Origin of the sequence: Pseudonocardia sp. D17 (genome assembly GCF_036984265.1) — a bacterium.
In the GTDB taxonomy this organism is placed as follows: domain Bacteria; phylum Actinomycetota; class Actinomycetes; order Mycobacteriales; family Pseudonocardiaceae; genus Pseudonocardia; species Pseudonocardia benzenivorans.
On the sequence record NZ_BPRG01000016.1, the window covers coordinates 1 to 19,581 of the forward strand.

The 19,581-nt window shown below is 71.6% G+C and carries 17 protein-coding genes and 1 pseudogene; 12 read left to right on the top strand and 6 right to left on the bottom strand.

Going from position 1 to position 19,581, the window contains the following annotated elements:
• Positions 1-218: 218 nt before the first annotated feature.
• Entirely contained in the window at positions 219-812 is a 594-nt protein-coding gene (locus PSD17_RS02500; RefSeq protein WP_103380570.1) for a TetR/AcrR family transcriptional regulator, read from the top strand.
• Complete coding sequence (locus PSD17_RS02505) at positions 812-1,483, top strand: maleylpyruvate isomerase family mycothiol-dependent enzyme (RefSeq protein ID WP_339121260.1); 672 nt, start codon at positions 812-814, stop codon at positions 1,481-1,483. The genes PSD17_RS02500 and PSD17_RS02505 overlap by 1 nt, the downstream gene beginning before the upstream one ends.
• A gap of 134 nt (positions 1,484-1,617) precedes the next feature.
• Here PSD17_RS02505 and PSD17_RS02510 read toward each other — a convergent pair whose 3' ends face one another.
• A complete protein-coding gene (locus tag PSD17_RS02510; RefSeq protein WP_013672925.1) occupies positions 1,618-1,980 on the bottom strand; it encodes a hypothetical protein in 363 nt (120 codons plus the stop codon).
• A 138-nt stretch (positions 1,981-2,118) separates the two neighbouring features.
• Here PSD17_RS02510 and PSD17_RS02515 point away from each other — a divergent pair.
• A pseudogene (locus PSD17_RS02515) lies at positions 2,119-2,271 on the top strand (acyl-CoA dehydrogenase family protein); the annotation flags it as partial.
• Here the strand turns inward: PSD17_RS02515 and PSD17_RS02520 are convergent.
• The 4 genes from PSD17_RS02520 to PSD17_RS02535 form a co-directional block, all read right to left on the bottom strand.
• Positions 2,262-3,239, bottom strand: coding sequence for a nucleoside hydrolase (locus PSD17_RS02520; RefSeq protein ID WP_339121264.1), 978 nt, complete (start codon positions 3,237-3,239; stop codon positions 2,262-2,264). The pseudogene PSD17_RS02515 and the gene PSD17_RS02520 sit on opposite strands and share 10 nt — an antisense overlap.
• Before the next feature lie 28 nt (positions 3,240-3,267).
• Complete coding sequence (locus PSD17_RS02525) at positions 3,268-3,690, bottom strand: LOG family protein (RefSeq protein ID WP_339121266.1); 423 nt, start codon at positions 3,688-3,690, stop codon at positions 3,268-3,270.
• A gap of 248 nt (positions 3,691-3,938) precedes the next feature.
• Positions 3,939-4,874, bottom strand: coding sequence for an HAD family hydrolase (locus PSD17_RS02530; protein WP_339121267.1), 936 nt, complete (start codon positions 4,872-4,874; stop codon positions 3,939-3,941).
• An 84-nt stretch (positions 4,875-4,958) separates the two neighbouring features.
• Positions 4,959-5,867, bottom strand: a complete 909-nt coding sequence (locus PSD17_RS02535; RefSeq protein WP_339121269.1) for a formylglycine-generating enzyme family protein — start codon at positions 5,865-5,867, stop codon at positions 4,959-4,961.
• Positions 5,868-6,127: 260 nt separating this feature from the next.
• Here PSD17_RS02535 and PSD17_RS02540 point away from each other — a divergent pair, with 260 nt between their 5' ends.
• Positions 6,128-8,503, top strand: a complete 2,376-nt coding sequence (locus PSD17_RS02540; protein WP_339121270.1) for an arylsulfatase — start codon at positions 6,128-6,130, stop codon at positions 8,501-8,503.
• A 67-nt stretch (positions 8,504-8,570) separates the two neighbouring features.
• Here the strand turns inward: PSD17_RS02540 and PSD17_RS02545 are convergent, their stop codons facing one another.
• Positions 8,571-9,461 carry a diacylglycerol/lipid kinase family protein gene (locus tag PSD17_RS02545; protein ID WP_339121271.1) on the bottom strand — a complete coding sequence of 297 codons (891 nt, stop codon included), beginning with the start codon at positions 9,459-9,461 and terminating at the stop codon, positions 8,571-8,573.
• 230 nt (positions 9,462-9,691) lie between these two features.
• On the opposite strand from PSD17_RS02545, the gene PSD17_RS02550 reads away from it, so the two are divergent.
• The 8 genes from PSD17_RS02550 to pqqA all read left to right on the top strand — a co-directional run bounded on the left by PSD17_RS02550 (position 9,692) and on the right by pqqA (position 19,532).
• Positions 9,692-11,002, top strand: a complete 1,311-nt coding sequence (locus tag PSD17_RS02550) for an acyl-CoA dehydrogenase family protein (protein ID WP_013672931.1) — start codon at positions 9,692-9,694, stop codon at positions 11,000-11,002.
• Positions 11,003-11,087: 85 nt separating this feature from the next.
• Complete coding sequence (locus tag PSD17_RS02555; protein WP_013672932.1) at positions 11,088-11,534, top strand: RrF2 family transcriptional regulator; 447 nt, start codon at positions 11,088-11,090, stop codon at positions 11,532-11,534.
• A 51-nt stretch (positions 11,535-11,585) separates the two neighbouring features.
• A complete protein-coding gene (locus PSD17_RS02560; protein WP_013672933.1) occupies positions 11,586-12,914 on the top strand; it encodes an acyl-CoA dehydrogenase family protein in 1,329 nt (442 codons plus the stop codon).
• 293 nt (positions 12,915-13,207) lie between these two features.
• Positions 13,208-14,599, top strand: coding sequence for a DNA-binding protein (locus PSD17_RS02565; protein ID WP_339121275.1), 1,392 nt, complete (start codon positions 13,208-13,210; stop codon positions 14,597-14,599).
• Positions 14,600-14,831: 232 nt separating this feature from the next.
• On the top strand, positions 14,832-17,027 hold the full coding sequence (gene katG, locus PSD17_RS02570; RefSeq protein WP_445260983.1) for a catalase/peroxidase HPI: 2,196 nt from the start codon (positions 14,832-14,834) through the stop codon (positions 17,025-17,027).
• A gap of 206 nt (positions 17,028-17,233) precedes the next feature.
• Positions 17,234-17,695, top strand: coding sequence for an MSMEG_3727 family PQQ-associated protein (locus tag PSD17_RS02575; protein ID WP_013672936.1), 462 nt, complete (start codon positions 17,234-17,236; stop codon positions 17,693-17,695).
• A 14-nt stretch (positions 17,696-17,709) separates the two neighbouring features.
• Complete coding sequence (locus PSD17_RS02580) at positions 17,710-19,398, top strand: methanol/ethanol family PQQ-dependent dehydrogenase (protein WP_339121277.1); 1,689 nt, start codon at positions 17,710-17,712, stop codon at positions 19,396-19,398.
• Between the two features lie 35 nt (positions 19,399-19,433).
• Entirely contained in the window at positions 19,434-19,532 is a 99-nt protein-coding gene (pqqA, locus tag PSD17_RS02585) for a pyrroloquinoline quinone precursor peptide PqqA (RefSeq protein WP_013672938.1), read from the top strand.
• Positions 19,533-19,581 lie beyond the last annotated feature (49 nt).

Here is a 19,581-nt window from a genome sequence, read left to right on the forward strand (position 1 = left end):
TCTCGAGGAGTTGGGCGATGCCGCGTCGGACGATCTCGTGGTCGTCGAGCAGGAACACCGAGATGGTCACCGGGGGCCTCCTGGGGTGCCGTGCCCTCGACACTAACCCCCGTTCGTCCCCCGGGGCACCGACCCGACGACCTCACGTCGCGGGACCAAGGTCCCTGACTGTTCGACAACACTTGTTGTGGATGACACTACAGCTGTAGTTTCGCGATGTGTCCAACCGGCGCGAGGTCCTGCTCGACGCGGCGGTCCGGGTGCTCGGCGGCCGCGGGATGCGGGCGCTGACCCACCGGGCCGTCGACGCGGAGGCGGCCGTGCCCGTCGGCTCGACCGCGAACTACTTCCCGAACCGGGAGTCGCTGCTCGGCGCGATCGTCGAACGGATCTCGGCCCGCGAACGCGCGAACTTCGAGGAGATCGCCAGGACGGTCTCGCCGACGACCCCGGCCGAGCTCGCCCGCGTCCTCGGTGCGGCGGCCCGCGACGCCGCGGGCGTGCACCGCGAGCTGACGCTCGCGCGGTACGCGATCCTCGTCGAGGCCGGGCACAACGCCGCGATCCGCCGGCGCGTCGCCGAGAACGGGAGCAGGGTCGATGCGTGGTTCGCCGTCTGGTTGCGGCTCATCGGGTCCCACGATCCCGACCATCTGCACCTGGTCGCCAACTACCTGACCGGGCTGATCCTGCACCAGCTCGCCGTGCCCGACCCGGCGTTCGACCCGACGGCCATGATCGCCGGCTTCCTCGAGTCCCTGGTCGCAGCCGTCGGCACACACGAGACCGAGACCGCGGGGAGGACGATCTGATGACGCGCCAGGAACCCTGGAGCCCGGCCCCGATGGACCGCACCCAGGCATGGACCGCCATCGACGCGCACCGCCAGGACCTGGTGCGGCTGCTGGAGGATCTGTCGGCAGACGAGTGGCGACGACCCTCGCTGTGCGCGGGCTGGACCGTCCGCCAGGTGGCCGCGCACATCGCGCTGCAGAACACAGGCTGGTCCGACATGCCACGGGCGATGGTCGACACGATCCGGCACGGCGGGATGAACGCGGCGATCCATGCCGCGGCGTGCCGGCACGCGGAACTCCCGGTCGACGTGATCGTCGACGAGATCCGCGTCCGGATCGGGGTCTGGCGTCCGCTGCCGACCCTGACCCACCACGCGACCGCCATCGACTACCTCGTGCACGGGCAGGACATCGCCCTCCCGCTCGGGCGCACCCTCGCGATGCCGCCACGGCTCGCCGCCCTGGCCGCCGACCGCGTGTGGTCGCACGGGGCGATGTTCCACACCCGGCGGCGGCTGGCCGGATACCGGTTCGTGGCCGACGACATCGAGTGGGCCGCCGGGGCGGGCCGCGAGGTCCGCGGGTCCATCGACGCCCTGCTCCTGCTGCTCACCGGCCGCCCCGCCGCGCTGGACCGGCTGACCGGTCCCGGGGTGCCCGCGCTGCGCGCCCCCGCGGCGCCGTGACACCCGGCCGCGCCTCCGGAGCGGCGCGGCCGCGGGGTGACGACGTGGGGCCCGGCGAACATCGCCGGGCCCCACGTCGATCGGGCCGCGTGCCGGTGCGTCGGGTCAGGAGGGGTTCCCGTCGGGCCGCAGGGTCACCCGGCGGCTGACGACTCCCCGGCTGCCTGCTGACCGGTGCCCTCGTGGGCGCGCACCGCGATCGGCGCCCCGGCGAGGTCCTCGTCGTTGCACAGCAACTTGACCTCGTAGTAGACGCCGTCGGGGCTGTCGTCGTAGTCGAGGTGGATGCCGATGACGTCGACGGGCTCCCCGAGCCACTCCTGGACCTCCCGCAGCCAACGGGCCGAACGCTCCAGGGCCGAGGGCAGGTCGTCGTCGCGGAATCCGACGGGCCGGAACGGTACGTCCTGGATCGCGTCGTGCCGGTGATCCGGCCGCGGGAGGCCGCGGGCCAGGCCGGAGTCGTCGAGGTCCAGGGCTACTGACTTCTCGCTCACCCGTCCAGGATGGCCGCGCCGCCGCGGGCCGGGCAACTCGGCACCTCCGAGCGGGGACGAGACGCACGACCTCGCCGGTGCTCCTCGTCCGGTGAACGCGGTGACACGGGCCGAGCGACCGCGGACGGCCACCTGTCCCGGCACATCTTGGGCGGCAACGGGATCTCCGGCGAGTACTCGCCGCTGCGGCACGCCAACAACCTCGAGTCGGTGCGAACCTACGAGGGCACCGACGAGGTCCACACCCTCGTCGTCGGCCAGGCGCTCACCGGGCAGGCCGCCTACCGGTGACCGGGCTGCGCCGCGTGCGCGACCCGGTCGAGCGTCGTCAGCCGCCGCAGGATCTCGGTGAGGACCGCGTCGACGTCGGCGTCGAGGGCGACCTCGACGGGTGCGCCGGGTGCCTCGGGGCGGCGGTCCGGGACCATGAGCCCCCGCTCCGGGCCCATCGTGCACGCGACGCCGAGCCGCAACGCGGTCGTCCGGAGCGTGCCCGGGACGGCGGCCTCGAGCACCGCCAGCGTGTCGTGCAGGACCAGGGCGTCGCGGCCGTAGCGGCCGAGGAAGGTGCTGCGGTAGAGCGCGGCGGTCCCGGCGAGCGTGGCGCACCGGGGGCCCGCCGCGGTGAGCTCGTCGAGCCACGTGCCCTCGACGGCGCAGCGCATGGTCAGGTCGAGCGGCACGAGGGTGACGGGCACGTCGGCCTGGATGAGCACCCGGTGTGCCGCCTCCGGATCGGCGTAGATGTTGAACTCCCCGGCGCCACGGGTGTTCCCGCTGCCCAGCGACCCGCCCATCGCGACGATCCGCCCGATCCGGGGGATCAGCGCGGGGTGGCTCCCGAGCAGCAGCGCGGCGTCGGTCATCGGGCCCAGGCAGACGATCGTCACCGGGGCCTCCGCGGAGGTGAGCACGTCGGCCATGAGCTCGACGGCCGACCGGGCATCGCCCGGGCCGGGCGCGGGGAACGCGTCGGCGCGGAGCCCGAGACCGTCGACGCCGTGCCAGTCGGGCGCGGTCTCGGCCTGCGGGTGGACGAGCGGACGGACCGCGCCGGCAGCGGCCGGCACGTCGGCGCGGTCGGCGAGCGCGAGGATGCGCCGGAGGTTCGGGAACGTCTGCTCCCGGCCGACGTTGCCGAACGTCGCGGTCACTGCCCGCACGTCGCACTCGGGGCTCCGCAGCGCGAGGACCAGCGCGAACGCGTCGTCGACACCCGGGTCGGTGTCGATGATCATGGGGATCGGACCGCTCGTCACCGCTCGTCTCCTGTCGTCGGGCTCGTGGTCAGGAGCCTTCCACCGGCTCCCACCGCCGGTCATGTCGAGGCTGCCACGCCCGCAGCCGGTCGAGCAGCGTGGCGGGGTCGGTCGCGGAGAGGACGAGTGCGCGGTCGGCCGCGCGGAGGAAGCCCTGCTCGACGGCGTGGTCGAGGAAGCGGAGGAAATGGTCGTAGTACCCGGCGGTGTCGAGCAGCGCCGTCGGCTTCGCGTGGATGCCCAGCTGCGACCAGGTCAGGGCGTCCGCGAGCTCACCCGGCCCCCGGCGGCGAGAACGGCGTCGGCGAGTGCGCCCATCGTGCCGACGGCGGCGCCCCCGTCCACGAGCCCGATGCCGTCGGTGGCGAGCCGGGTGCCGAGCCGTCGTGCGGCGTCGAGGTAGGCCGACGTTCGATCCGCAGAACACGCACAGGGTGTCGATCGTGCCCACAGGTCACCTCGGGCGTCGACGTGGCGTTCGGTCGATCGCGGACCGACCGGCCGGGCAGTGGAGTGGCGAGCGGGGAGAGAAACGTTTCTGTCACTGTGGAGTCCGAACGCGAACGCGGTCAACGACGGACGGCGGCTGCCGAATCGGAGTGGTCATGGCTCACGCCACTCAAGAAGGCCTGCGAGGATAGAATCGATTCACGAGGCAAGGGTCCGCTCGCTCGCCGGTCGGCCGCGAGGCCCCGGAGGTCAGGCCGGGAAGACGGTGGTCCAGTCGTTCCTGATGCTCGCGACGGTCCAGTTGTCGGTCTTCGCCCGCGAGAGCGCCTCCTCGGCGCCGGCGGTGTAGGCGAACTCGCGCTCGGGGTCGTCGTGCAGCAGGAGGAGCCGCAGGGTGGGCGCGTCGGGGCGGTGGGTGAACTCGAGCATCGGGACGTCACCGTTGGAGTTGCCGGCGGCGAGGAGGGGACGGCGGCCGGTGCGGTTCCAGATCCGGATCGGCTTCTCGGGGCCGTCGTCGAGGTAGTCGGCCTCGGGCCTGTGCGTGATCGTCCCGCCGACGTCGTTGCTGGTGTAGGTGAAGGTGCTGCTGCTGCCGATCACGCGCTCGCGGGGGATGGCGTACATGTCCTGGCTGACCGGACGCATGAAGTCGCGGCCGCCGCCGGAGGCGATGTAGGTCGTGAACCCGTTGTCGGTCAGGTGGTCGAGCAGCTCGACCATCGGGGCGTAGGCGCAGCGCAGGTAGCCGCGACCGAGTGTGGGGTGGGTCGCGGTGCGCAGGAACGTGTCGGCCTGGCGTTCGAAGTCCTCCACGCTGATCCCGGCGTAGGCGGCGAGGATCCCGCCCGCCAGCGTCCGCACGTCGGTGTCGTCCCCGGCGTAGTGCGCGGTCATCAGGGAGGCGAACCAGCCGAGGTCACCGGTGGCGGCGGCCGCCCACGGCTGACGTTCGCGCAGCTCCGGTCGTGCCTCCGCCATCTCGGTGAGCCGGCGCAGGATGAAGTCGAGCTGGATGGGCATCGGCTTCTCGCACCAGAGGGTGCCGTCGTTGTCGAACACGGCGACGCGTTCCTCGACCGGCACCGGCGGGGATCCGTCCTCGCCGCAGGTGCGCCGGACGAAGTCGAGGACGGCGTCCTTCGTCGGTCCGTCGCGCCACGTCGCGAGTGGGGTGTCGGCCACGACTCGTCCTCCTGGGCTCGGTGCGCCGCTGCTCTTGCTCTGGTCCGACGACCGGGCGGCCGGTCGTGCTCGGGTGGGGGAGGGTCAGGGATCGGCCGCCATGCGGAAGCCGATGTTGCCGGCGCTGCTGTCGGGGGTGTTGGCCGAACGCGCGGCGCAGCGGTAGCGCCAGCAGTAGGACTCGTGGCAGGGGTAGGACCCGCCGCGCATGTTCCGTTGCCCGGGCCGGCCCGGGCCGAACCGGTCGGCACACCACTCCCAGACGTTGCCCGTCATGTTGTGCAGCCCGTACCCGTTGGGCGCGAACGCGTGCACCGGCGCCGTACCGCGGTAGCCGTCCGCGCCGGTGTCGTGTGCGGGGAAGCGGCCTTGGAAGACGTTCATGCGGTGCTGGCCGCCGGGCGTCAGCTCGTCGCCCCACGGGTAGCGGGCGCCGTCCAGCCCGCCGCGCGCCGCGTACTCCCACTCGGTCTCCGACGGCAGGCGCCCGCCGGCCCAGCGGCAGTACTCGCGGGCGTCGAGCCACGAGACGTGGACGACGGGATGGTCGCCGCGACCGTCGAGGTCCGACCGCGGGCCTTCCGGTCGGCGCCAGTCGGCGAGGTGGACCTGGCGCCACCACGGGGCCCCGACGACCGAGCGGGTCGGGGGGAACCGGTCGGGCAGCAGACCCACGAACACGAAGGACCAGCCCTCCCGTTCGGCCGTGGTGAGGTACCCGGTGGCGTCGACGAACGCCGCGAAGTCGTCGTTGCTCACCGCGTGTGCCGCGATCCCGAACGGCGCGACCCTGGCGACCCGCGTGGGGCCTTCACCGTCCTCGGGGTAGCGCTGCTCGTCGGAGCCCATCGTGAACTCGCCCCCGGCGAGCGCCACGAGTGCGGTCTCCGCCGGTGCGCGCGCGCCGGGAGCCGGTTCCTCGACGGTGGCCCGGATGGTCGGCGAGGACGGACAGCAGCACGTGTCGCTGCCGGCACCGACGGGTCGGGTCACGGCCCGACTATCGGCGGCCCGCCCACCTCATCGCATCACTCGCGAAGGGTGAGGGCCGCCGCCGCGCCGCGCCCCGCCCGAGCCTGGCTCGCTCACCCTCGCCGGGTGGTCCGTGGCGCGCCCCGGGCTGGGCAGGGTCTGAGTCCTCGCCGTCCTCCGCCTCACACCTCGCGCGGACCGGACCGCGCACGGGCGTGATCGGCGGGCCGGGTCCGCGGCGGCGCGCGTCCTGGTGACGAGGCGGCAGAGGAGACAGTTCCATGGCACCACGACCGTTCCGCGGTGTGATCAACGTCGACATCCGCGACTCGAAACCGGACTGGACGCCGTTCGAGCCGCCGAGAGCGCCCGACGGCGCGTCGAACGTCGTCTACATCGTGCTCGACGACGTCGGTTTCTCGGCCATGTCCTGCTACGGCGGCCCGATCGCGACCCCGAACATCGACCGCATCGCCGACGACGGGGTCCGCTTCACCCAGTGGCACACGACGGCCCTCTGCTCGCCGACGCGGTCGTGCCTGTTGACCGGGCGCAACCACACCCGCAACTCGATGGCCTGCATCACCGAAGCGGCCGTCGGCTTCCCGAACGCGAGTGGCACCGTCCCGCCGGAGAACGGCATGTTGCCCGAGATCCTGGGCGAGCGCGGCTGGAACACCTACATGGTCGGCAAGTGGCACCTGTGCCCGACGGTCGAGATGAACCTGGCCTCGACCCGGCGGAACTGGCCGTCCGGGCGAGGCTTCGAGCGCTGGTACGGGTTCCTCGGGGCGGAGACGAACCAGTGGTATCCCGACCTGGTCTACGACAACCACCCGGTGGACCAGCCGAAGTCGCCGGAGGAGGGCTACCACCTCACCGAGGACCTCACCGACAAGGCGATCGAGTTCATCCGCGACGCCAAGACCATCGCGCCGGAGAAGCCCTTCTTCCTCTACTACGCCCCCGGTGCGGCGCACGCCCCGCACCACGCCCCCAAGGAGTGGATCAGCAGGTTCGCCGGGCAGTTCGACATGGGCTACGAGGCCATGCGCGTCCAGACCCTCGCGCGGCAGAAGGAGCTCGGGATCGTCCCGCAGGACACCGAACTGCCGCCCATCAACCCGCTCGGCACGCCGGAGACCCGCACCGGGCCCGACGGGCAGCCGTTCCCGCCGCTGGACGAGACCCGGCCCTGGGACTCGCTGGGCGACGACGAGAAGCGGTTGTTCACGCGGATGGCCGAGGTGTACGCCGGCTTCCTCGCGCACGCCGACCATCACATCGGCCGGCTGCTGGACTACCTGGAGGAGTCCGGACAGCGCGACAACACGATGATCATCGTGGTGTCGGACAACGGCGCCAGCGGCGAGGGCGGCCCCGACGGGTCGATCAACGAGATGAAGTTCGCCAACGGCATCCCCGACGACATGCAGTCCAACCTGGCGATGCTCGACGAGCTCGGCGGCACGCGCACCTACAACCACTACCCGAACGGCTGGGCGATGGCCTTCAACACGCCGTTCAAGATGTGGAAGCGCTACGAGTTCAACGGCGGCACCGCCGACCCGTGCATCATCTCCTGGCCCACGGCCGGCGCCGCGGCCGACGTGGCGGGCAACGGTCAGCTGCGCCACCAGTACCACCACGCGATCGACATCGTGCCGACGATCCTGGACACGCTCGGCGTCGAGGCCCCGGACACGATCAAGGGTCATGTGCAGAGCCGGATCGACGGCGTCAGCATGCGTTACAGCATCGGCGACCCGTCCGCGCCGTCGGCGAGGACGACGCAGTTCTACTCGATGCTCGGCTCGCGCGGCATCTGGCACGACGGCTGGAAGGCGGTCACGACCCACCCCACGCTGAGCGGCTGGAGCGACTTCAACAACGACACCTGGGAGCTCTACCACGTCGACGTCGACCGGGCCGAGCTGCACGACCTGGCGGAGGAGCAGCCCGACAAGCTGCGTGAGCTGGTCAGCCTGTGGTACGCCGAGGCTGGCGACAACGGTGCCTTCCCGCTCGACGACCGGTCCGCGCTGGAGATCATGATCACGCCGCGCCCACAGGTGACGGCCGAGCGCGACCGATACATCTACTACCCGAACACCGCCGAGGTTCCCGAGCAGCAGGCGGTCAACGTCCGCAACCGGTCGTTCTCGATCGGCGCGCTCGTCGACATCCCGGCCCCGGGCGCGCAGGGTGTGCTGTTCGCCCACGGCTCACGCTTCGGCGGCCACGCCCTCTACGTCAAGGAGGGCCGGCTGCACTACGTCAACAACTTCGTCGGTCTGACGGAGCAGAAGATCGACGGCACGGTCGACCTGCCGATCGGTGAGAAGCTGCTGCTCGCGGCCTCGTTCGACAAGGACGGCGAGGACCCCAAGGGCGTCGCCACCGGGATCCTGTCGCTCTACCACGCCGACCGGAAGGTCGGCGAGGGCCGGATCAAGACCCAGCCCGGGCTCTACAGCCTGGCCGGGGAAGGCCTGTGCGTCGGGCGCGACAGCGGCGAGCCGGTGACGTCGGACTACCCCGGCGAGCACCCGTTCGTGTTCACCGGCGGAACGATCCGGCGCGTCGCCGTCGACGTCAGCGGTGACCTGTACGTCGACCTGGAGCGTGAGGCCCAGGCCATGATGGCGAGGGAGTAGCGACACGTGCGCCCTCCGGGGGATCGGTGGGCGACAGCCGATCCCCCGGAGCGGGCCGCACCGCGGTTCAGCCGACCGTCGCGAGGGCGCCGGGTGCGATCTCGACCCGGACGGGGGTGTGCGCGTCGACGGCGAGGACCTCTCCGTCGAGCTGCAGGGGGGTCGGCTTGTGGGTGACGAACCGGTAGGCGGTCGCCGTCGGTTGCGGGCCCAGTCCGCGGGTCGCCGCCCTGATCGCGACGCCGAGGACCTTCCATTTCGACACGTGCGGGAGCGCGATCACCTCGAACCGGCCGTCGTCGGGTCGCCCGGTCGCGCTGATCGTCGCGTATTTGGCCATCTGGGTGATGTTGGCGAAGAGGAGGCTGTCGAGGTTGCGGCGGGTGCCGTCGTCCAGGGTGACGGCGAACGGGCGGAACCGCGCGAACGTGCGCACCACCGAGACGATCTCCCGCAGTGAGCCCTTGCCCCCCTTCTCCAGGTCGATGGCGACGATCGGGGTGAGGCCGACGCCGATGTAGGAATGCGCGTAGCGGACGACGGTGCCGGGCCCCTCGCCGACGGTGAGGCGCAGCAGGTCGAGGTGCCGCACCTCGCCGGCGACGATGGCGTCGCCGAGGGCCTGCTCGCGGGTGGTCCGGCGGTGGTCGTTGGCGTTGCCCGCGGCCATGACCGCACAGACCGTTCCGGTGTCGCCCGCCTGCATGACGCCGTCGACGACCTCGTTGTAGCCGCCGTCCCCGCTCACCGAGACGATCAGGGAACGGGGCACGCGGGCCGCCTCCCCGGCCAGCTCGCGAGCATGGCCCGCGCGTTCGGTGGGGCGCAGGCGAACCGTCGTCCGCGGCAGGCGCCGGGTGAGCTCGGCGCCGAGTTCCGCCGCCAGCTCGGCGGCGGAACCCGTGCTGTGCGGGTTGAAGATCACGACGATGCGATCGAACCGGGGCCGGGTGGTCACGTCTGCCTCCCGCGGTGTCCCGTGTCGTCGTCCGCCTCGGGCAGGCACTCGCCGAGCCCCGGACTGCACGGTACGAGCCCGTCGGCGGAACGCAACACGGGGCAACCGGCCCGCAACGTCGAAAAAACGCATGTGAAATACGGATTCGGGAAGGTCATCGAGCCGGCGGCCGTGGCCGTGCACACCCGGGCACCGGCGAGTCCTCGTCCCACACCCCACCTGGAGAATCGATGACCATCGACTTCACGATGTCCGACGAGCAGAAGAAGCTGCAGTACGACGTGCGTGCGTTCGCCGAGAACGTGCTCAAGCCGATCGTCGCCGCAGCCGACGCGGAACCGGACCCGCTCAAGGGCTTCCAGATGACCAAGCCGGCCTACGTCGAGGCGTACAAGGCCGGGATCGCCATGTGCATGCTGCCGGCCGAGTACGGCGGCGGCGGCATCTCCTGCGTCGACCTGGTGATCGCCGCCGAGGAGATCTGTGTCGTCGACCCCGGGTTCGCCTGCACCGTGCTGTGCAACGGGCTCGGCCTGATGCCGGTGGCGTGGTACGGCTCGGAGGAGCAGAAGCAGAAGTTCCTGGGTGCCGCGACCTCGGACCCGACCGGCGAGTACCTCGGTGGCTGGACCGCGAGCGAACCGCCCGGCAACCCGTCCGGGACCGCGAACTTCGACATCCCGCTGCCGCGGCCGGCCGGGGTCGGCCTCACCGCCGAGCTCGATGGTGACCACTACGTCGTCAACGGCCGCAAGTACTGGCCGTCATCGGCGGGCTGGGACGAACGCGGGGTCAACGCGGGCACGTTGATCGTCCGGACCGACCCGAACGTCGGCGGCACCTCCGGTCTCTCGGCCCTGGTCCTGGAGCGGGACACCCCGGGCGTCACCTACCGGCACCTCGACAAGACGGGGCATCGGCTGGCGTCGAACGCGGAGATCGTCTTCGAGAACGCCAGGATCCCCGCGACGAACCTGCTCCCGGGTGCCGTCGGGAACGGCGATCTGGTGATCAACAGGAACTTCGCCTGGTCCGGGCCGGTCGCGGCGATCGCCGCGGTGGGCATGGCGCGGGCGGCCTACGAGATGGCGCTCGACTTCGCCAAGGGCAACACCGCCGGTGCGCTGAAGCCGATCATGGGCTTCCAGAACGTCGGGTACGTCCTCGGTGACGTCGCGGCGAAGATCGAGATGGGCCGCTACTTCTCCTGGCGGGCCGCGGACTACCTGGACAAGCACGACCAGCACGCGGAGCTGGTCGGGGCGATGAACAAGATCCAGGTCACCGAGCTGATGTTCGAGTGCGTGTACAAGTGCATGCAGATCGTCGGGGTGAACAGCCTGGAGACCAAGAACGGTTTCGGCAAGATCCTGCGTGAGGCCTCCGTCCTGCCCATCTACGACGGCGGGAACATGGGTATGCAGCGTCGCCGGGTGCACGGAATCCTCGCCGACCCGCTGTTCAACCCGCGGGCGATCATGGAGGACGACTACGTGGTGTTCGGGAAGCACCACGAGGAGATCGACACGATCGCCGGCTGAGCCGGGCGGCCCGGCCCGGCGCTGCTCCGCCGGGCCGGGCCGGTATCGGGTAGGTTCGGGCCGTCCCAAACGAGACGAGCCGAAGTTGAGACACACCAACCACGCCGACTACGCGCTGCGTGTCCTGCTCTACCTCCGGGTCGCGCCGGGTAGGCGGGGCTCGGTCGGCGACATCGCCACCGCGCACCACATCTCCCGTCACCATCTCGACAAGGTCGTCACCGGGCTGGCCGCGGCGGGGCTGGTGGAGACGGCCAGGGGCCGCGGCGGCGGGGTGCGCCTCGTCCGGGATCCGGCCTCGATCACGCTGGGCGAGATCATGCGGGCGATGGAGAACGACTACGCGGTGGTGGAGTGCCTGGGCCCGGCGCGGTTCTGCCGGGTGGCCGGGGTCTGCGGGGCGCGGAACGTCTTCTCGCGCGCACTGGACGCATATTTCGCCGTGCTCGACGACGCCACGCTCGAGGAGATCGCCGACAACGACCTCGGTCTGCGCGGCGCGCTCGGTCTGAGCGGCGGCACCGGACACTGAACCGCTCGCGTTCCCGGACGGCCGTCGTGACGCCCCGGGGACCATCGTCTCGTGCCTGAAGGGGACATCGTGGCCGTCGACTTCGCGCTCACGGATCGGCAGCGTGCGCTCAAGCGCAATGCTCGTGAGTTCGCCCGTGAGGTGCTGCGGCCCGCCGCGGAGGCGGCCGACCGGATCGCCGATCCGCACGAGGCGTTCCGGGCCATGAAGCCGGTGTACGAGCAGGCCGCTGCGGCGGGCATGACCACCATGTTCCTGCCCGCGGAGTACGGCGGGGGCGGCGCGTCGAACGTCGACTTCCTGATCGCCATCGAGGAGCTCTGCGCGGTCGACCCGGGGTTCCCGACGATCCTGCTCGTGAACGGGCTGGCCCTCATGCCCGTGCTCTGGCACGGCACCGACGAGCAGCGGGAGAGGTGGCTCGGGTACGCGACCGGACCGCGCCGCAGCGACTTCCTGGCGGGCTGGGCCGTGAGCGAACGGGGTGGCACCGCGAACTTCGACCATCCGAGCCCGCGCGCCGGGATCCAGCTGCTCGCCGAGCTCGACGCGGCCACCGACGAGTACGTGCTCACCGGCGAGAAGCACTGGCCCTGCAACTCGGGGGGCTGGGACCTCGACGGGGCCGACATGAGCGTCTGCATCGTGCGGACGGACCGGTCCGGCGGCGGCACGGAGGCGCTGAGCGCGATCATCGTCGAGCGTGGCACCCCGGGCATCACCTACGAATCCATCGACAAGCTCGCGCACCGCACCTGTCAGAACGTGACGATGACGTTCCGCGGCGCCCGGGTCCCGGCCGCGAACCTCCTCTGCCCCGGCGACGGGGATTTGCTGATCAGTCGGAACTTCACGTGGTCGGGCCCCATCGCCGCGATCGCCTCGGTCGGCGTGGCGCGCGGGGCCTACGACTTCGCGCTCAAGTGGGCGAAGTCCTACACCGGCGGGGGAGCGGGGCCGATCATCGAGCACCAGGCCGTCGGGCACCTGCTCACCGACATCGCGGCCAGGATCGAGGCTGCCCGGTACTTCTGCTGGAAGGCCGCCCACTACCTCGACGCCCATCCCGACGGCGGCCACGCGATCGGCGCGATGAACAAGACCTTCTGCGGCGACCTCATGCAGAGGGTCGTCTTCGACTGCATGCGTCTGGTCGGCGTCAACGCCCTCGACACGCGGTTCCCGTTGGCGCGCCTCTACCGGGAGTCGGTCGTGTTCCCGCTCTACGACGCGGGCAACCTGGGGATGCAGCGCCGCCGGGCCTGGGGGGTCATGGCCGATCGCGGATTCAGCCCCGACACCTTCGTGGACGGGGACCCGCTGCCGTTCACGAAGGCGATGGAGGGCTACGGCGCCGGGGGCGTACCCGGCCTCCCCTGACCGTGAGCCGGCGGGCGGGCCGCCGCGACAGCGGGCGCGAGACGCGCCGCCGGAAGATCCGGTTCGGGTGCCGTCGGCCGTGGCGGCGGGCTCACTCGTGTGGTTCCGACGGGTGAGTGACCGGCGAGCCTCGTTTGCGTTATTGCGTCGCACCGCGGTCGGCGCGTACACCGGAATGCGTACTCCTGGGGCGGCCATCGGAAGATCCGCTTGCGGCAGCGTCGCCCGACCGTGGACGCGCGGGGCCGGTACGCACCGGGCCGGCTTCGGACGAACCAAAGGCGGTTCTCCATATGACCGACGGACAGCGGCTCGCAACACCACCCGGAACGGGCAACGGTTCGGTGCTGGACGCATGGGAGCGGTTCCAGCAGGGCGACGACCACATCCGTGGGGTCCGGCCCGAAGTGGTGGTGTCGTGGCTGCGCTGCCGGGAGAAGTACAAGGTCGACCCGCACCTCACCGAGGCGCCCGCGGCCCCCGCCGCCGGCGAGCACGCGCTGGAGCACGGTGTGGTCTTCACCGAGATGGGCGGGGTCGCAGCGTCCGCGACCCGCGAGGTGGAGGGCCTCAACGGCATCGTCACCGTCACCGACTGCACGGGCCGTGTCCTGGCCGTCTGGGGTGACCCGGCCACCCGGCTGCGCGCCGACGAGGCGAACCTGAAGCCGTGGCACTGCTGGTCGGAGTGCGCCGCGGGCACCAACGGCATGGGGACGGCACTGGAGACGCACGGCCCCGTGCTGGTCGGCGGGGCCGAACACTGGTGCGAGGCGTTCCACAACTGGGTGTGCGCCGGCGTCGCCGTGCGTGACGTCGTGACCCGCGAGCCGATCGCGGTCCTGAACGTCTCGTGCTGGCGCACCGCGCTGCCCCGGTCGACCGCGGGCTGGCTCGCCAACGCGGTCATGCGGGCCCAGAGCATCCTGAAACGCCGCGCCCGCGACAGCGGCGCGGAGCTCGTCGCCGCGTTCACGCAGGCCAAGGGGCAGTCGAGCAGCCCGCTGGCCGCGGTGGACACCGCGGGCAAGGTCGTGATCGCGAACGACCCGGCGAGCGTGCTGATGGGCGTGCCGGCATCGACGCCGGCGGTGGATCCGACGGTCCGCTGGAACTCCGGGCTACCCGACATCATCGGCGCCGCGCGATACGCCAGCGTGCACGCTGCGCACAACCCCGCCTGGGTCGGCTCCACCCAGGTCTTCACCCACCTCGCCGACGACCCGACGCCCGTCAGCATCCGGCCCGTCTTCCTGTCCGGGCACCTGGTCGGCAGCCTGATCGCGTTCGGGTCCTCGGACGGCGAGCGCCTCGCGCCCGGCGAGGGGGCCGCGCACCCCCGCATGCCGGTCCGGCGCCTGGTGGGCGTCCGGGACGACCGGATGGTGCTGCTGCGGTTGCCGGAGGTGTCCTTCGCCGAGTCCGACGGCAACGACGTCTGGCTGGCGACCGACGAGGGGCGGTTGCGCGCGGCCACGCCCGGCCTCGACAAGCTCGACGCCGAGCTCGCCGGCTCGGGGTTCCTGCGGGTCCACCGCCGCTACGTCGTCAACGTGGACCGGATCCGCGAGATCGAGCGGGGGCCGCGGGGCGAGATGCTGCTGGTCATGGAGGGTCGGCAGCGGGAAGCGGTGCCCGTTTCGCGACGCAACTCCGCGGCCGTCCGCCGCGCGCTCGGAATCTGAGCGGAACCGGGTGCGAACGGTGTCGATCGGTCCGCGAACGGCGCGTTCCGGGGAACGGACGGTGAATTCGGCGGACCCCGATCGCGGCGGGCGTAGAGTCGTTCTCCCGGGACGGCCCGAACGGGTGCCGGCCCGGATTCGCGTGTGTGCGAGCGCGGGGCGGGCGCCGCCGTGGGCGTGACGATTCCGCCGCGCCGTCGTGACAGTTCTGGAGCGTCTCCGAAGGAATTCCGTGTCCGCCACCCATGACGTGTCCGCCACCTATGACGTCGTCCTCCGTACGCGGAACGCCGAGCGCGCCGCCCTCCCGCACCCGACGCGCGGCGGCGCCAACCGGGTCTGGTGGCCGCACCGGCTGGACCTGACGGTCCTCGCGCCCGACGCCGCCGACCCGTGGGCTGCGGGCTTCGACTACGGCGCCGCGTTCGAGACGCTCGATCTCGCCGCCGTGCGCCGCGACATCGAGCGGGTCCTCACGACCTCGCAGCCCTGGTGGCCCGCGGACTACGGCAGCTACGGCCCGCTCATGGTGCGCATGGCGTGGCACGCCGCCGGCACCTACCGCGTCCGCGACGGGCGCGGCGGTGCCCGCGGCGGCTACCAGCGCTTCGCGCCGCAGAACAGCTGGCCGGACAACAAGGGGCTGGACAAGGCGCGGCGACTGCTGTGGCCGGTGAAGAAGCGGTACGGCCGCGCGCTGTCGTGGGCCGACCTGATGATCTTCGCCGGTACCGTCGCGCTGGAGACCATGGGCGTGCCGACGCTGGGCTTCGGTGGTGGCCGCGAGGACGCGTGGGCGCCGGACGACTCGGTCGACTGGGGCCCGGAGCGCGCCTGGCTCGCCGACGAGCGGCACACCCGTGTCCGCGAGCTGGACGAGCCGCTCGCCGCCTCGGAGATGGGCCTGATCTACGTCAACCCCGAGGGCCCGCGCAGCGTCCCCGATCCGTGGCTCGCCGGGCGGGACATCCGGGAGACGTTCCGGCGCATGGGGTTCGACGACGAGGAGACGGTCGCGCTGATCGCGGGCGGGCACACGTTCGGCAAGACCCACGGTGCTGCGCACGACAGTCACCTCGGGCCGGAGCCCGAGGGCGCCCCGCTGGAGGAGCAGGGTCTGGGCTGGCGCAACGACCACGGCACCGGCGTCGGACCCGACGCGATCGTGAGCAGCCTGGAGGGCGTCTGGACGGCGCACCCGACCCGCTGGGACCACGGCTACCTGGAGACGCTCTACCGCTACGACTGGGACGCGGTGCTCAGCCCTGCCGGGCTCTGGCAGTGGGTCCCGTCCGGCGGGGCCGGTGCCGGCACGGTGCCCGATGCCCACGACCCGGCGGTCACCCATGTCCCCACGTTCCTCACGACGGACCTGGCGCTGCGCTACGACCCCGGGTACGAGCCGGTCTCGCGGCGCTTCCTCGAACGGCCCGACCTGTTCGCCGACGCCTTCGCCCACGCGTGGTTCAAGCTCACCCACCAGGACATGGGTCCGATCCAGTGCTATCGCGGGCCGCTGGTCCCCGCGGAGCCACAGCTGTGGCAGGACCGCGTCCCCGACGTCGACCACGAGCTGGTCGGGCCGGCGGAGGTCGCCGACCTGAAGCGGCGGCTCCTCGCCGCCGGGCCGTCGGTGGCGCAGCTCGTGACCACCGCGTGGGCGTCGGCCTCGACGTTCCGGGTGAGCGACCGCCGCGGCGGCGCGAACGGTGCCCGGATCCGCCTGCGTCCGCAGCGCGACTGGGAGGTCAACGAGCCCGCCCGGCTCGCCGAGGTCCTGGACGCGCTCGAGCAGGTCCGGGCGGCGGCACCGCACCCGGTGTCGCTCGCCGACCTCCTCGTCCTGGGCGGGTGCGCGGCCGTCGAGCGGGCCGCGGCCGACGCGGGCCACGACCTGCAGGTCCCGTTCGTGCCGGGCCGCACCGACGCCACCCAGGAGCAGACCGACGTCGACTCGTTCGCGGCGCTGGAACCCGTCGCGGACGGTTTCCGCCAGTACCGGGGCCCGGGCTGCCGGCTGCCGGGCGAGCACGCGCTGGTCGAGCGCGCCGCCCTGCTGGGCCTCAGCGCACCGGAGACGGTGGTGCTCCTCGGGGGCCTGCGGGCGCTCGGGGTGACCGTCGGCGGGTCGCGGCGGGGGGTGCTCACCGCGACGCCCGGTGTGCTGACCACCGACTTCTTCGTGAACCTGCTCGACCCGGGCACGTCGTGGACCCCCGCGGGCGCCGACGCCTTCGACGGCCGCGATCGCGCCACCGGCGAGCTCCGGTGGACCGCGAGTCGCGTCGACCTCGCCGTCGGCTCGAACTCCGAACTGCGCGCGATCGCGGAGGTGTACGCCGCCGACGACGCCCATGGGCGGTTCGTCACGGATTTCGCGGCGGCCTGGGACAAGGTCATGACCCTCGACCGCTTCGACCTCCGATGACCCACGCGTGGCACGAGCGGTGCCCCTGCTCACACGAACGGTAGGCGGGTCAGGGTGAGCGGCGCGGCTCTTGTGAGCGGAAATCCGGCGGGCGTACGCTCCGAATACCGAATTCGCAAAGCATTGCCGCGAGGGGTCTCGAATTCAATCCCGCGGACCAAGAATGCTGTCGAGAAACGGATTCCAGGCTCAGGGAGGTGACGCCCGTGACCAGTGCTCAGGAGCGATCGGACCTGATGGGCAAACTCGGGCTGAACGTGCAGAACAGAGCGGCGATCGGGAGGCTGCTCAATTCGGGCAATGTCGGTGAGGCCAAGGAACACGGGGACGGCCGCATGACGGCCACGATCCGGATCAACCCGGACGAACTGACCTGGGACCCGCAGATCCTGGTCATGCCGCACGGCGGCGACATCGAGCTCGAGCTCATCAACGACGACCAGAACACCCACTGCGCGCTGCTGCCGAGCAACGGCGACCGCAAGTTCATCTGGCTGGTGAACCACTCGCGCGGCCGGGCGACCCTCAACCTCGACGGCCCCGGTTGCTACTGGTACAGCTCGCCGACCGGCAACGACGAGGGCCGCGGTCTGACCGGTGCCATCGTCGTGCTCGGCGACGTGCCGCCGGAAGCGCGCCTCGACCGACCCGACCAGCCGCGCCCATAGGAGGAGCACACGCCATGACCGTCGAGTACGTCGACGCCGGCGAGGCGATCGACCAGGGAGATCTCAGCGGCAAGCACGGCACCGCGCCGCCGGTCGTCGAGGGCGTCACCTACGAGCGGATCCTCGAGGCCCGCTCCGAGCCGCAGAACTGGCTCACCTACTACGGCGCCTACAACGGGCAGCGGTTCAGCCCGCTCGACCAGATCAACACCGAGAACGTGAAGCGGATCGGGCCGGCCTGGGTCTTCCAGGCGGGGTCCAGCGGCATGATCGCGGGCGCCTCCACCTACGCGTTCGAGGCCGCCCCGCTCGTGGTCGACGGGGTCATGTTCGTCTCGGGCTGGGACGGCTGGGTCTGGGCGCTGAACGCGGCGACCGGCAACGAGATCTGGCGCTACAAGCACGCGACCCCGTACGACGTGTCGCTGTGCTGCGGCAACGTCAACCGCGGTGTCGCCGTCGCCAAGGGCAAGGTCTTCAGCGTCACGCCGAACGCACACCTCATCGCCCTCGATGCGACCACCGGGAAGAAGCTCTGGGACCGGACCTACGGCGACGTGCGGGCAGGGGAGAGCGCGACGTGCGCCCCGCTGATCGTGAAGAACCTCGTCATCGTGGGCAGCTCCGGCGGCGAGTTCGGCGTCCGCGGCCACCTCGACGCCTTCGACCTCGACAGCGGCGAGCACGCGTGGCGCTGCTACATGGTGCCCAAGCCCGGCGAGCCCGGCTCGGACACGTGGCCGTCCGAGGGACAGGCGTGGGCGCGCGGCGGCGGCAACTGCTGGCTCACCGGCACGTTCGACCCGGAGACCAACCTTCTCTACTGGGGCACCGGCAACCCGGCCCCGGACTTCGACGGCGAGGTGCGCGAGGGCGACAACCTCTACACCGACAGCATCGTCGCGATCGATGCCGACGCGGGTGAGATCCGCTGGCACTACCAGTGCACGCCGCACGACGTGTGGGACTACGACTCGATCTCCGAGTGCATCCTGTTCGAGCACGAGGGCCGCAAGCTGCTCGGGCACTTCGACAAGAACGGCTACTTCTTCGTCGTCGACCGCACCAACGGCGAGCTGGTCCGGATCACGCCGTTCGTCGACCGGATCGACTGGGGCAACATCACCCGCGACGGCAAGGTCACACCGTCGCGCTATCCGGAGAAGGAGGGCGAGCCGGTCCACTTCTTCCCGGGTCCGGCCGGTGCCAAGGAGTGGACGCACGCGGCGTACAACCCGGAGACGGAGCTGTTCTACGTACCGGTACAGGACGTCGGTGCCACCGCGACTCGGCGCCGCCGCGAGTTCAAGGAGAGCATCCCGTACTGGGGTGCCGGCGTGCAGGTCGACATCGAGGACATGACCGGCTACGTCAGCGCCTACGACGCGAACGGCGAGGAGAAGTGGCGCTGGCGCGCCAAGCTCCCGATGTGTGCGTCGGTGCTGACCACGGGCGGCGGCCTCGTCTTCGCCGGTGAGCCCAACGGCATGTTCAACGCCCTCGACGCCCGCACCGGCGAGCACCTGTGGCAGTTCCAGTGCGGCAGCGGCCACCACAGCAGCCCCGTCAGCTACAGCGTCGACGGCCGGCAGTTCGTCGCCGTCCCCGTCGGCTGGGGCGGTTGGGCCGAGGGCTTCCTGCCCGGGATGCTCGGCGCCGGCCACGGCAGCGCGCTGATGGTCTTCGCCCTGCCGCCGGAGTGACCACCCGCCCGCGATCGACAGACAGGAGGTGACCAGTGGAAACGACCGCTCGTAGCGAGTGGGAGGCACCCGAGTTCGACGAGATCGGCTGCGCTCCCGAGGTGACGATGTACGTCGCCCGCAAGGAGGACTGAGGGCGCGCGGGGCGCCGGCCGCACGGTCGGCGCCCCGCGTCCGTCGGAC

What these genes read in the sequence shown, in the direction of transcription:
- PSD17_RS02540 (WP_339121270.1), top strand. Translation starts at nt 6,128, where the DNA reads ATGGCACCACGACCGTTCCGCGGTGTGATCAACGTCGACATCCGCGAC.
- PSD17_RS02550 (WP_013672931.1), top strand. Translation starts at nt 9,692, where the DNA reads ATGACCATCGACTTCACGATGTCCGACGAGCAGAAGAAGCTGCAGTAC.
- PSD17_RS02505 (WP_339121260.1), top strand. Translation starts at nt 812, where the DNA reads ATGACGCGCCAGGAACCCTGGAGCCCGGCCCCGATGGACCGCACCCAG.
- PSD17_RS02580 (WP_339121277.1), top strand. Translation starts at nt 17,710, where the DNA reads ATGACCGTCGAGTACGTCGACGCCGGCGAGGCGATCGACCAGGGAGAT.
- PSD17_RS02565 (WP_339121275.1), top strand. Translation starts at nt 13,208, where the DNA reads ATGACCGACGGACAGCGGCTCGCAACACCACCCGGAACGGGCAACGGT.